The organism is Mycobacterium sp. E2699, assembly GCF_001666745.1.
GTDB lineage: Bacteria > Actinomycetota > Actinomycetes > Mycobacteriales > Mycobacteriaceae > Mycobacterium.
Genome location: NZ_LZJH01000035.1, coordinates 69,816 through 82,241, shown reverse-complemented (window position 1 = coordinate 82,241; position 12,426 = coordinate 69,816). Strand labels below are relative to the sequence as shown.

14 protein-coding genes are annotated in these 12,426 nt (G+C 67.5%); 9 read left to right on the top strand and 5 right to left on the bottom strand.

Annotation, left to right across the window (positions count from 1 at the left end):
- Positions 1 to 132: 132 nt before the first annotated feature.
- Positions 133 to 981, top strand: coding sequence for a sulfurtransferase (locus tag A5696_RS04445; RefSeq protein WP_067874457.1), 849 nt, complete (start codon positions 133 to 135; stop codon positions 979 to 981).
- A gap of 19 nt (positions 982 to 1,000) precedes the next feature.
- Here the strand turns inward: A5696_RS04445 and A5696_RS04435 are convergent, their stop codons facing one another.
- Complete coding sequence (locus tag A5696_RS04435) at positions 1,001 to 1,903, bottom strand: hypothetical protein (protein WP_231964225.1); 903 nt, start codon at positions 1,901 to 1,903, stop codon at positions 1,001 to 1,003.
- Between the two features lie 98 nt (positions 1,904 to 2,001).
- Here A5696_RS04435 and A5696_RS04430 point away from each other — a divergent pair, with 98 nt between their 5' ends.
- The 7 genes from A5696_RS04430 (at position 2,002) to A5696_RS04400 (ending at position 7,355) form a co-directional block, all read left to right on the top strand.
- A complete protein-coding gene (locus tag A5696_RS04430) occupies positions 2,002 to 2,808 on the top strand; it encodes an alpha/beta hydrolase (protein ID WP_067874018.1) in 807 nt (268 codons plus the stop codon).
- The gene (locus tag A5696_RS04425; protein WP_067874015.1) at positions 2,805 to 3,587 is read left to right on the top strand and encodes an SDR family NAD(P)-dependent oxidoreductase; all 783 of its coding nucleotides are present in this window, start codon (positions 2,805 to 2,807) and stop codon (positions 3,585 to 3,587) included. Before A5696_RS04430 ends, A5696_RS04425 begins: the two co-directional genes overlap by 4 nt.
- Entirely contained in the window at positions 3,584 to 4,468 is an 885-nt protein-coding gene (locus A5696_RS04420) for an LLM class F420-dependent oxidoreductase (RefSeq protein ID WP_067874012.1), read from the top strand. Before A5696_RS04425 ends, A5696_RS04420 begins: the two co-directional genes overlap by 4 nt.
- On the top strand, positions 4,465 to 4,935 hold the full coding sequence (locus A5696_RS04415) for a hypothetical protein (protein ID WP_067874009.1): 471 nt from the start codon (positions 4,465 to 4,467) through the stop codon (positions 4,933 to 4,935). Before A5696_RS04420 ends, A5696_RS04415 begins: the two co-directional genes overlap by 4 nt.
- Complete coding sequence (locus tag A5696_RS04410; RefSeq protein ID WP_067874006.1) at positions 4,935 to 5,678, top strand: hypothetical protein; 744 nt, start codon at positions 4,935 to 4,937, stop codon at positions 5,676 to 5,678. Before A5696_RS04415 ends, A5696_RS04410 begins: the two co-directional genes overlap by 1 nt.
- 31 nt (positions 5,679 to 5,709) lie before the next feature.
- Positions 5,710 to 6,198 (top strand): lipoprotein LpqH, encoded by a 489-nt coding sequence (locus tag A5696_RS04405; protein WP_067874003.1) that lies wholly within the window; start codon positions 5,710 to 5,712, stop codon positions 6,196 to 6,198.
- Positions 6,199 to 6,365: 167 nt separating this feature from the next.
- Positions 6,366 to 7,355 (top strand): alpha/beta fold hydrolase, encoded by a 990-nt coding sequence (locus tag A5696_RS04400; RefSeq protein ID WP_067874000.1) that lies wholly within the window; start codon positions 6,366 to 6,368, stop codon positions 7,353 to 7,355.
- Positions 7,356 to 7,364: 9 nt separating this feature from the next.
- Here the strand turns inward: A5696_RS04400 and A5696_RS04395 are convergent, their stop codons facing one another.
- Positions 7,365 to 8,561, bottom strand: a complete 1,197-nt coding sequence (locus tag A5696_RS04395; RefSeq protein ID WP_067873997.1) for a cytochrome P450 — start codon at positions 8,559 to 8,561, stop codon at positions 7,365 to 7,367.
- Positions 8,562 to 8,569: 8 nt separating this feature from the next.
- Positions 8,570 to 9,208 carry a TetR/AcrR family transcriptional regulator gene (locus A5696_RS04390; protein ID WP_067873994.1) on the bottom strand — a complete coding sequence of 213 codons (639 nt, stop codon included), beginning with the start codon at positions 9,206 to 9,208 and terminating at the stop codon, positions 8,570 to 8,572.
- A gap of 166 nt (positions 9,209 to 9,374) precedes the next feature.
- Between A5696_RS04390 and A5696_RS04385 the strand changes: the two genes are divergently transcribed.
- Positions 9,375 to 10,160, top strand: a complete 786-nt coding sequence (locus A5696_RS04385; RefSeq protein ID WP_067873991.1) for a spirocyclase AveC family protein — start codon at positions 9,375 to 9,377, stop codon at positions 10,158 to 10,160.
- 70 nt (positions 10,161 to 10,230) lie between these two features.
- On the opposite strand, the gene A5696_RS04380 is transcribed toward A5696_RS04385, so the two are convergent.
- Positions 10,231 to 11,424: a cytochrome P450 gene (locus tag A5696_RS04380; RefSeq protein WP_067873987.1), complete on the bottom strand. Its 1,194-nt coding sequence runs from the start codon at positions 11,422 to 11,424 to the stop codon at positions 10,231 to 10,233.
- Complete coding sequence (locus A5696_RS04375; protein WP_067873984.1) at positions 11,421 to 12,413, bottom strand: LLM class flavin-dependent oxidoreductase; 993 nt, start codon at positions 12,411 to 12,413, stop codon at positions 11,421 to 11,423. The genes A5696_RS04380 and A5696_RS04375 overlap by 4 nt, the downstream gene beginning before the upstream one ends.
- Between the last annotated feature and the right edge of the window lie 13 nt (positions 12,414 to 12,426).

Sequence of the window (12,426 nt, the reverse complement as noted above, 5' to 3'; positions counted from 1 at the left end):
TAGTTCTGAGCGAGTTTAATTCCGAGCGTGCGGCCGCCCCGGTTCGCCAAACAAGAGTTCACCTCGAGTTCCGATAGCGTTCACCTCGCGAAGGGTGGCTAGGCTCGCGGTGAACGCGAGGAGGTGGAGCCCGTGCTGGCGCGCGACCAGGTGCTGATCACGGCGGCCGAGCTGGCCCGCCTGATAGAGGCCGGCGACCCGTCGGCGATACTCGACGTGCGTTGGCGGCTCGACGATCCCGACGGCCGTGCGGCCTACCTGCAGGGCCACCTGCCTGGCGCGGTCTATGTGTCGCTGGAAGACCAACTCAGCGACCACAGCGTCGAAGGGCGCGGGCGGCACCCGCTGCCGTCCGGGCGCGACGTGGAGGCCGCCGCGCGCCAATGGGGCATCCAGCAGGACGGTTTGGTCGTGGTGTACGACGACTGGAATCGCGCGGGATCCGCCCGGGCCTGGTGGGTGCTGACCGCGGCCGGCATTCCGAACGTGCGCATCCTGGACGGCGGCCTGTCGGCGTGGCGCTCGGCCGGACGGGGCCTGGAGACGGGCCCGGTCCACCCGGCGCCCGGGAATGTGACTGCCCCGCACGGGGATCTGTATGCCGGTGGTCGGCCGACGCTGACGGCGGAGCAGACCGGCGACGTGACGCTGGTCGACGCGCGCGCACCCGAACGCTTCCGCGGCGACGTCGAGCCGCTGGACCCCGTCGCCGGTCACATCCCGGGCGCCATGAACCTACCGAGCGGCGCCGTTTTGTCGGAGGACGGAACGTTCGTCGGCGAGCACGCCCTCGGCCAATTGCTCTCCGACCGAGGCATCGACGCAGACGGCCGGGTGGGCGTCTATTGCGGCTCGGGCGTCACGGCGGCCGTCACGATCGCTGCGCTCGCCGCGACGGGCCGAGCGGCCGCGCTGTACCCGGGGTCGTGGTCGGAGTGGTGTTCGGATCCGACCCGACCGGTGGGTCAGGGCCCCGAATAGGCCGCGGCCCCAGGACAATTCAGCTGTCCGCCCAGCTCCGCAGAAAGGCCGCCGCCACGCGGGCGGCGTTCTCCGCCGCGATCTGCTTGTAGAAAAAGAACTCGAACGGGAAGCCCGGCAGGCGCAGCGGGTCGCCGGCGCCATCCGAGATGCCGCGGATGCCGAGGAATGGGACCCCGTGGGCGTCGGCGACCGCCTGCGCGGCGGCCGTCTCCATGTCGGTCGCGTCAAACGCCGGGTTCGCGATAGGCGTGATGTTGAGGTTGCTGATCAGAGCCCTCCGCAGCCAGGGCCCGACCGCCCGAAAGAAGTTGCCGGTGTAGAACAATGAGCGATCCGGGGCCCTGCGGGGTTGACATCCGAACACGCCGCCGCCGTTCGGGATGCACGGGAACGCCTGGCCGCTGTTGTTGTCGGAGCTGGACCCGTCGCCACCCACCACCAGCCGCGGCCGGCGCTTCAGGTCGATCAGCTTGACGCGGGGGGCTTTCTGGCGCAGGTGGTTAACGCTCCCCAGGTCGACGCTCAGCCCCCGCACCGCGGCCAGCATGCCCGGGTCGACCGGGTGAAACGTTGCGCCACCGTCCCCCGACCAGCGGCCCGGTACGGCGACGTCGCCGATGCTGACGCGCGCGCCGCCGCCGGCGACGCCGGAGAACAGCACCGCGCCAATGGAGATCGACGACGCGTGAGTGAAGCGAGCGAGGGCGGTTTGGGCGGTCTCGGTCGCGTTGACCAAGCCGATCCCGGTCATCGCCACGATCACCTTCTTGCCGCCGATCGTGCCGAGGTAAAAGTGCCGACGGTCAAACCGCACCACCGGGTGGCGGTCTAAAACGGTGCGGGAAAGCACCGCGTCGGCTTCGGCCGGGAATGCCGACAAGACCAGGGTGCGTCGTTCCGCCGGTTCTTCGTCGGTCACAAATGCTTGATTTTGGCGCATCGGACGCCGCCGAATATCCAATACGGTTCTTTTTGTTCAGCGCTTTCGTGCCCGTTATTCGCGCTAGTCTCAGCGACGTGCTCGAAGTGATCGAAAAAGGGCCCGCGGGTGATTCCGGGAAAACGCCGCTGGTCTTCGTCCACGGCGCCTACCATGGCGCCTGGTGTTGGAATGAGCATTTCCTGGACTTCTTCGCTGCGAGAGACTATCGATCACTGGCGCTGAGCCTGCGCGGCCACGGCAACAGCCCCGCACCAAGCCGTAAGCGGTTCTGTTCGATTGCGGACTTCGTCGACGACGTCGCCTCAGTCGCCGACGGCCTCCCCCGGCGGCCCGTGGTGATCGGGCATTCCATGGGCGGCTTCGTGGTGCAGAAGTACCTGGAGTCGCACGACGCTCCGGCCGCCGCGCTGCTCGCCTCGGTACCCCCGAGCGGGATCGCCCAATTCTTTCTGCACCGGTTCCAGCGGCACCCGTGGCTGACCGCGCGAAGCCTGGCCATGGGCAAGTCATTGCCCAGCATTGGCGGAACGCCGGAATTGACCCACGAGACGTTCCTGTCCGCGGCGTTTCCGCCCGCCGACGTGGCGCGCTACACCGCGCTGCTCGACGAGGAATACGTGTCGAAATTCGTGCTCGAGATGCTGTTGCTCAACCTGGCCAAGCCGCACCTGGTCAGCACCCCAGTGCTGGTCCTGGGCGCCGAAGACGACATCGTCTTCACTCAGCAGGAAGTCCGCGCAACCGCGGCCGCCTACCGCACCGAGGCGGAGTTCTTCCCGGGAATGGCCCACGACATGATGCTCGAACCCGGGTGGGCAGCCGTCGCCGAAAGGATCCACGCCTGGCTCGAAACCCGCTGTCCCACAACGTTGCCCCGATGACCGGCCGGCTCGACGGCAAGGCCGCGATCATCACCGGGGCGAGCACCGGGCTGGGCCCGGTGATGGGCTCGCTGTTCGTCGCCGAGGGCGCCCGGGTGCTGCTGGCCGCGCGGCGCGAAGAGCTGGTCCGCGACGCGGCTGCGGCGGCCGGCCCCGGAGCCATCGCAATGCGCGCGGACGTGACCGACGAGGGTGATGTCGCGGCGATGGTCGCAAGGGCCGTCGACGAGTTCGGCCACGTCGACATCCTGTGCAACAACGCCGCCGCGCCCGGACAGGACCGCTGGATCTGGGAACAGACGCTGGACAACTGGAACGCCACCTTCGCCATCGACGTCACCGCGGCCATGCTGTGCACCCGCGAAGTGCTCAACCAGTCGATGCTGCAACGCCGCCGCGGGGTCATCCTCAACTTCTCCTCGACCGCCGGGTACTCCGGCATCGTCCGCAAGACCCACTACGTCACCGCCAAGGCGTCGCTGCGGGCGTTCACCAAAGCGGTTGCGCTCGAGGTCGGCCAGTACGGGATCCGGTGCAATTGCATCGTGCCCGGCGCCATCGACACCGAGCTGTTTCGCAATTGGGTGCAACGCACCGCCGACGAGCAGGGCGTCGACTTCGCGACCGTGCGCGCCAGGTCGGTCAAAGGCGTGCCGTTGCAGGATATTTCGACGCCCGAAGACGTTGCCAACCTGGCGTTGTTCCTGGCCGGCGACGAGAGCCGCACCATCACCGGGCAATCGATACCCGTGGATGCCGGCGGGTACATGCAGGGATGAGCACCGGCACGCCGAAACTATCGGTCGCCACGCCCGTGGTGACGATGTTCCCGCGCGCCAGCGCCGAGTGGGAGAAACAGGCCTCCATCGAGGATCTGGCCCAGATCGCCGAGGCCGCGGACCGCCTCGGCTACTACCACCTGACCTGCAGCGAGCACATCGCGCTGCCCGCCGCCGAACAACACCGCCGCGGCGCCCGCTACTGGGATCCGCTGGCCACCTTCGGCTTCCTCGCGGCGCGCACGCGACGGATCCGGTTGGCCACCAACGTGCTGGTGCTCGGGTATCACCATCCGCTCGAGATCGCCAAGCGCTACGGCACCCTCGACAAGGTCAGCAACGGCAGGCTCATCCTCGGCGTCGGCGTCGGCAGCCTCAAAGAGGAGTTCGAGCTGCTCGGCGCCCCCTTCGACGACCGCGGAGCGCGCGGCGACGACGCGCTGCGGGCGCTGCGCGCCTCGCTGTCGGTTCCCGAACCCTCCTACCACGGTGAGTTCTATTCCTTCGGCGGCATGGTCGTCGACCCGTGCGCCGTCCAGGAACGGGTTCCGATCTGGATCGGCGGGCGCACGCTGCGATCGCTGCGCCGCGCCGCCACCCTGGCCGACGGCTGGGCCCCCTTCGCGGTGAGCCTGCAGCAGGCCCGAGAGTGGTTGCGCCGCTTCGAGCTTGGACCGGGCTTCGAGGTCGTGTTGCCGCCGCCGGCGCCCCTGAATCCGATCAACGAGCCGGAACGAACCCGCGACACGATCGCCGAGGTCGCGGCGCACGGCGCCACCATCGTCAGCGCGATTTTCACCCACACTTCGCTGCAGCATTACCTGGAGAATCTGCATGCGCTGGCCGAGTTGCACCCGTCCGCTTTGAGAGGGCTCCCATGACATCTGCGATCCGGTTACTCGTCATCGTCGCGACGGGTTGCCTCGCGGCGTGCGCGTCGCCACCACAGGCGTCTGCGCCCAGCGCGACGAAGCCACCGCCGGCGACCGTTGCGCCCGTCACCGCCACCACGACCACGCCAACCTGCGTCGGGCTGTCGATATGCCCGCCGCCCCCGCCGGACGCTGAAGGCAATCCGGGGTGTTACTACTCCGACGGCTGGCGCGATGCGCCGGGCGGCGGGATCGAGGTGTGGTACTTCCATGAGCCGCAGAACATTTCGAAGCCGGACAAGGTCACGGCCGTGGTGCGCAAAAAGGACGGCACCAGCGAGTCGCAGGACGCCAACATCGACGCGGGCCAACAGGTGCACCGCTTCGAGTTCGCGGCCATCGACAAGTCCGCGGTTCAAGAGGTGTTCCTGACCACGAGCGGCGGCCGCTGCTACGTGGCCGGGCCAGGTGCGTGATGCGGGTCAAGGCAGGCTTTTTCAGCCTCACGGCGCCCGCCCCGCACGGCGACGACGGCAGCTACCTGCGATGGCACCTGCTGGATCACATGCCCGAGCAGTACCAACTGCCCGGGATCGTGTACGGATTGCGGTGGATCGCCGACGGCGACTACCTCGATCGCCGCCTCGCGGCCGACGGGCCGTTGGGTCAGGTCGGCAATGCGGTGCACTACCTGGTCACTGACCCCGTCGAGCAGACCTTCGACGACTTCGTCGCCCTCGGCCGCGCCCTGCGGGAAAACGGCCGCTTCCCGGTCACCCGGCCATCGCTGCAAGTCGCCGGATTACGCCTGCTGCAGTGGCACGCCGCGCCACACGCGCTCGTCTCCGCCGAGGTGGTGCCGTTTCGGCCGCACCGCGGGATCGTGCTGATCGTCGAGCAACCCGGTGCGGGCCGCCCGGACCAGTGGCTGCGGTGGCTGCACGCCGAGCACTACCCGGCGCTGCTCGCCACGCCCGGCGCGGCGGGCGCCTGGACTTTCGGTTCGAGCGCCGGTTGGAGCCACCCGCCCGCCGGATGGACGACGGACCACCAATACATCACCGTCGTTTACCTCGACGGCGACCCGCTCACCACCTGCGATGCGCTGAGGCCCCTCATCGAGGAAAGGTGGCGGTCCGCTGCGGTTCGTCCTGTATTCGCCGGACCGCTACGCACCATGGTCAGTTGGGAAGCGTGGCCGCGCGAGCGGGCCCTATAGTCCTTCGTGACGACCTACCGAAGGAAGTGAGATGACCAATCGACGGCTCGTTCTCGCCGCCGCCGGGCTCGCCTTGTTGGGCGCCAGCCTGCCGGCCTGCTCGAGCAAGGGTGGTCAGCCTTCCGCCACGAGTTCGAGCGCGGCTCCGCCGACGACAACCATCATGATGGACGGCAACAAGCACACCATGACCGCCGGCGTCGAGTGCACCAACTCCGCGGCGGTGCCGCCGGCCGAGTCGGGCGATCTCACCACCCACATCAGCGTGCACGACGATTCGGCGTCGATAACCCTGTCCCTGTCGGACGAGAAGCCACCCAGCGTCGACGGTTTCTCTCTTTCGCTCAAGACGGGATCCGGCCAGTATCAGCTGCCCTGGCAGGCGCCCCAGTCCGCGACCCAGGTGCAAGCGAACAAGGACGGGAAGAGTTACACGATCACCGGGACGGGCCAGGGCGCGTCGCCGAATCAGGGTGACGTCCACCAGGTGACGTTCGGGCTGCACGTCACCTGCCCGTAGACCCCAAACTCGTTGCCGGCGTAGTTATCTGCGCGTCCGGCACCCGCGTCACTCCGAGGAAGTGCCCACCCTTTTCCGGAAAGCGGTATCGCATGCGATACCGCTTTCGCAAGACGCTCCAAAGGTCGCGGTTGTCGAACGACGATGCCCTCTGACATGCTGGCAGCTTGGACATCTTCGCGGAGTGGCAGGACGGCGGGACGGAACTTCGGTGGCGGTCGACCACCGCCGCCAACGAGGGGCAGGAAGTCACCGTGTTCAGCCGCCGTTGCGGCACACCCGGGGCGCCCGCGCTGGTGCTGGTGCACGGCTTCCCGACGTCGAGCATCGACTATTTCGGGCTGACTCGCGAACTCGCCAATGACTTCGACATGTTCGTGCTGGACTTTCCCGGCTACGGATTGTCCGACAAGCCGCCGGCCCCCCACGTGTATTCGCTGTACGACGACGCGCGGCTGCTGGTCTACGCGATCACCCAGGTGTGGAAGCTGACCGAATTCCGGATGCTCACCCACGACCGCGGCAGCAGCGTCGGCATGATCGCGCTGGAAATGTTGGCGGCCCAGGACGAGCCCGTTCTGCCCGCCGACCTCATCCTCACGAACGCCAACATCTATCTCCCGCTGTCGAATCTCACCGTGTTCCAGAGCGCCCTGCTCGACCCCGCGACCGGGCGAGACACCGCGGCGGCCACCACGCCGGAGATGCTCGCTGCGGGCCTGGGCGCGAGCACCTTCATGCCGCGGCGAACACTGGACGACCCGGAGATCGCCGCGTTGGCGAAGTGCTTCGCCCACAACGACGGAATCCGCGTCCTGCCGGACACGATCCAGTACCTCAAGGAGCGCGCCGCGGACGAAACCAGTTGGCTGGAGGGGATTTCCAAGCTCCACGTCAACACCACCGTGGTGTGGGGCCTGCACGACAACGTCTCCCCGGTGCGCGTCCCCAACTACGTGTGGCAGACGTATCTCAAGACCAAGCCCGGCACAAACCGTTACTGGCTGGTGCCCGGCGCGGATCACTATCTGCAGTGCGACGCCCCCGGGCAGCTCGCCCAGATCGTTCGCCTAACGGCTCAGGGCGGCGACATCCCGCTTCAGACGCTCGGAAACCAGCCCGACGGCGCCGTTCTGGTGGACGAAAGCGCCTCATAGGCCCCGGCTTCACCCGGTGACGACGGGTAGGCGCGCCCACCCGCGCACGCTTGCGGTGTGCGCCCGTTCGGCGTTGGCGTAGTCGACTTCCCAATCGGGCCACCGTTTGAGGACCTCGTCCAGCGCCACCCGGGCCTCCATCCGGGCCAGCGCCGAGCCGAGGCAGAAGTGCAGGCCCTGCCCGAAGCTGAGGTGGCCGCCCTCGCGGTGGATGTCGAAGCGGTCGGGATCGGCGAATCGGCTTTCGTCCCGATTGGCGGAACCGTTGAGCAGCAACATGAACGAGCCTTCCGGGACGACGCGGCCGTAGTGCTCGGCGTCGCGGGCGACGTAGCGGGCCTGCACCGGCGACGGGGGTTCGTAGCGCAGCGTCTCCTCGACCGCGCCGGGGATCAGCGACGGATCGGCGCCGAGTTCGCGGCGCTGGTCCGGGTGGTCCGACAGCAGCTGTCCCATGAAACCGATGAGCCGGGCAGTGGTTTCGTTGCCGGCGCCGGCGATCATGGCGGTGTAGGCCAGCACCTCGGTGCGGGAGAGGGGGCGACGCGTGCCGTCGGGCTCCTCGATCTCCGCGCGCAGCAGATCGGTCATCAGGTCGTCGGACGGGTGACTGGCGCGCCACTCGATGTACTCGGCGAACATCGCGATGGTGTCCGCGAACAGATTCGGGTTGACCTCGCCGGGCTTGCGGCCCTCGGCCATCTCGATGAAGGCCCCGTTGCGATCCCGGATGTTTGCCTGGTCCTCCTCGGGAATGCCCAACAGGTAGCCGATGGTCCGCATCGGCATCATCGCCCCGAGGTCCGCGATGAAGTCGAACCCGCCGGCGCCGATCAACGGGTCGAGTTCGCGGACGCAGAATCCGCGCACCATCGACTCGACGGCCAGCATGCGCCGCGGCGTGAAGACACGGGACAGCAGGCGGCGGTGCAGATCGTGCAGCGGCGGATCCTCGAACAGCAGGATGCCCGGCGGCACTTCGATGTTGTTGAACAAGATGTCGGCGGTGGTCCCGCGGCCGGATCGGTACGTCTCCCAGTTCGGCAGTTCGCGCGCCACGTCCTGGTACCGGCTCAGCGCGTAGAAGTTGAACTTTTCGTTGTAGTACAGCGGCGCCTCTTCGCGCATGCGCTTCCACACCGGGTACGGGTCGTCGTCGATCTCGACGTCGTATGGGTCGTAGTACAGCTCGGCTGAACGTAACATCTGGCCTCTCAATCGTTTCGGTGCAGGAAGCCGTGCAGGATCGCCTGGACAAGCTCCTCCACGATGACCTCCCGCGACGGCTGCTTGGTCCCGAAGTAGGTGGAACGCAGCGCGGCCATGCCGGCGATCATCGCCACGGTGGAGTGCGCCGGCAGGTCCGGATGGTCCGACCGCAGGCCCCGCAGGTGCATGCCCTCGGCGCTGATCCGGCCGAGCACCGTCAGCGCCCGCCTGACGTCGGCGATGCCGGCGTCGGTCATCTCCTCCTCGGTCAGGGCCTCCGATGCCATCAGCGTCAGGAGCAGCCCCTGGTGTTCGACGAACACGTCGTAGAGCTGCCCAACGAAATGCCCGGCGAGCTCCTCCTCCTTGGTCTCCTCGGGGATGACCGAATGCCACGTCTGGCCGAATTCGTCGACGAAGCTGGTGAAGGGCAGGACGAGGGCCTCGCGGAACAGCGCCGCCTTCGAGCCGAAGTGGCGGAACAGCAGGTGTTCGGTGACGCCCGCGGCCTGGGCGATTTCGCGTGTGGTGGTGCTGCGGTAGTCCTGGCGCGAGAAGAGATCCCGCGCGGCCTCGAGCAGCAGCTTGCGCGGTGCGCCGCGGGGCCGGCGCGTGGCCGCCGTCGTTGCGGGTCGCTTGGCCATGACTTTTAAGATAGCATGCACTATCTTGAAGCGCTGCGGGAGAGGACGCGGACGTGGGCGCAGTCGTCATGCTTGGCACGCTGTTCGGGCTGATCGTTTTGATCTTCGGCCTGGTGCTGCGGTTCGATCCCGAGGCGCGCCGCTCCCCCGGACGCGAGGGCGATCGATGAGCGCCGGGATGACGCCGCTGATGCAGGCGGCCAGTGGCTTCGCCCTCGTCGGCGGGATCACCTTCACCGCGATCGGTGTGTACCTGAGCATTCGCCAGCGCCGGATACACCCACTGCTGCTTCTGTGCATCTCGGCGATTTCGTTCTCGTGGATCGAGGCGCCCTACGACTGGGCGATGTACGCCCAGTTCCCGCCCGCCATTCCGCGAATGCCGTCGTGGTGGCCGCTGAACGTCACGTGGGGTGGGCTGCCGTCGTTCGTTCCCATCGGCTACATCTCCTACTTCGTGTTTCCGGCGGTGACCGGCGCGGCGCTAGGGAGATGGGTCAGCGCGAAATTCCAGTGGCGCAGGCCGATAACGCTGCTGATCGTCGGCCTTGTCGTCGGCTTCTGCTGGGCACTGTTCTTCAACGGGTTCCTGGGAGCCAAGCTCGGCGTCTTCTATTACGGCCGTGTGATTCCGGGGCTGGCGATGCGCGAGGGAACAATTCACCAGTACCCGCTCTACGATTCGCTCGCGATGGGCATACAGATGATGGTGTTCACCTACCTCCTCGGACGCACCGATGCGCGGGGACGCAACGTCATCGAAATGTGGGCCGATAAAAGGTCGTCGAGTCGTCTCGGAGCGTCTGTTTTGTCCATCGTCGCCGTTGTCGTGATCGGAAACCTGCTCTACGGGGCGGTTTTCGCGCCCCACCTGGTGACGAAGCTGGGCGGCTGGGTGACCGCGGGGCCGGTGTGCCAGCTCTTCCCGGGCGTACCCAACCAACCCCGATAGGCGCCGAGCGTCGAGTTGTTGCGCGAATTCGGCCGCTTTTCGCGCCACAACTCCACGTTGGGTGCACAAATCAAATAAACACCGGCAGCTTTGACCAGCCCCGCACGCTGGAGGTGTGCGCCTTCGTCGCGTTGACGTAGTCGACTTCCCATTCCGGCCAGCGCTTGATGACTTCCTCCAACGCCACCCGCGCCTGCATGCGCGCCAACGCCGAGCCCATGCAGAAGTGCAGCCCGTGACCGAAACTCAGATGGGTGGCGCCGCGGCGGATGTCGAACTCCTCGGCGCCGGGGAACCGGCGTTCGTCGCGGTTGGCGGATCCGTTGATCAGCAACATGATCGAGCCCTCGGGGACCGTCGTGCCGTGCAACTCGACGTCGCGGGCGACGTAGCGCGCCTGCACCGGCGAGGGCGCTTCGAATCGCAAGACCTCCTCGATGGCCATGGGAATCAGCGACGGGTCGGCGACGATCTGCCGGCGCTGATCGGGGTGCTCGGCCAGGAGCTGGCCGATGAAACCGATGAGGCGCGTGGTCGTTTCGTTGCCGGCGCCGGCGATCATGCTGGTGTACAGCAGCACCTCGGACCGCGTCAGCCGCCGGGTCCCGTCGTCGTCCTCGACCTCGGCGTTGATCAACTGCGTCATCAAGTCGTCGGAGGGGTGGTCCACCCGCCAATCGATGTAGTTCGCGAACATCTCGTGGCTGTGCTCCAGGAAGTCCTGCGGAACCGCCCGGAACGTGCCCTTTTTCAGTGTGAGCTGGCTGCCGCCCTTGTCGCGGATGGATTCCTGATCGGCCTCGGGGATGCCCAGCAGGTAGCCGATCGTGCGCATCGGGACCATCGCGCCCAGGTTCTCGACGAAGTCGAACCGGCCCGAGCCCACCGACGGGTCGAGCGCGCGCACGCAGAACGCCCGCGTCAGCGGCTCGATCGCCTCCATCCGCCGCGGCGTGAAAACCTTGGAGAGCACGTGGCGATGGACGTCGTGAATCGGCGGGTCCTCGAAGAGGATGACCCCGGGCGGCAGATCGATGCCACTCATGATGATGTCCATCGTGGTGCCGCGACCCGACCGGAAGACGTCGAAGTTCATCAGCTCGCGGGAGACGTCGTCGTAGCGGCTCAGCGCGTAAAAGTTGTACTTGTCGTTGCGATACAGCGGCGCCTCGTCGCGCAGCCTCTTCCAAATCGGGTACGGATCGTCGTCGATGTCGAAATCAAACGGGTCGTAATAGACCTCTGCGGTGCTTGCTCCAGTCATAGCGGCGTCTTTCTCTCCGACAGAGCCTCCGGAACCACGACCTCCCCCACCCGCTTGAGATACGGCCACGCGATTTCCGGCGACAGCCCGCCGCACAGCGGCGACAGGTTGAGTATCTGGCCGGCGCGGACCCGCGAAATCGCTTCCGGCACCGAGATGATCACGTGCGATGCCGGCGCGGCGCGCAGCTCCTCGACGGTATCCACGTGCGAGAAGCCGGCCGTCGTCTCGTCCCCGGGATTCCACGCGGCATACGTTCGCACGTCGTGCAGCAGATGCTGGCCAAGCTCGTCCCAGGCCTGGTCCACGTCGTCGGCGACGAACACGACCGACGGGGTGTCGCGGCTGGGAAACATCGTCGGGCCAGGCTCATGACCGTGCTCGCGGCAGGCCTCCTCGTAGGCCTCCCGCATGCCGGGTGCGTTGGCGTTGCCCAGCATGCCCAGGCCGTACCTGCCGGCCCGGCGGGCCGCCGCCACGCTGCCGCCGCCCCACATCAGCCCCGGGCCGCCGGCGGTCTCCGGGCGCGGCGTCACCATGATCCGTCGCCCGTCCCGGCTGACCGTTTTCTCGGAAAGCAGCGAGCGCAGCAGCTCGAGCTTCTCGTCGGCGAGCCGCCCGCGACCCTTCAGCGCCACGCCGAAGTGCTCGAACTCCTCGGGCCGGTATCCCAGCGCCAGGATGTACGACGCCCGCCCCCTGCTGATGATGTCGAGCACCGCCATGTCCTCGGCGAGGCGCACGGGGTCGTAGAACGGCAGGATCAGGATCAGGCTCAGCGCCAACCGCTGGGTTCGCGACGCCACGGACGACGCCAGCAAAAGCGGCGACGGCAGATAGCCGTCCTCGGACCCGTGGTGCTCACAGAACACCGCGGCCAGGCCGCCATGATCCTCGGCCCACGCACACATTTCGGGCACGGCGGCGTACAGCGCCACGCGCGGCGCTCCCCACGACGGGGCGCGCATGTCGAAACGCAGTGTGAACACGCCCAACTCCTAG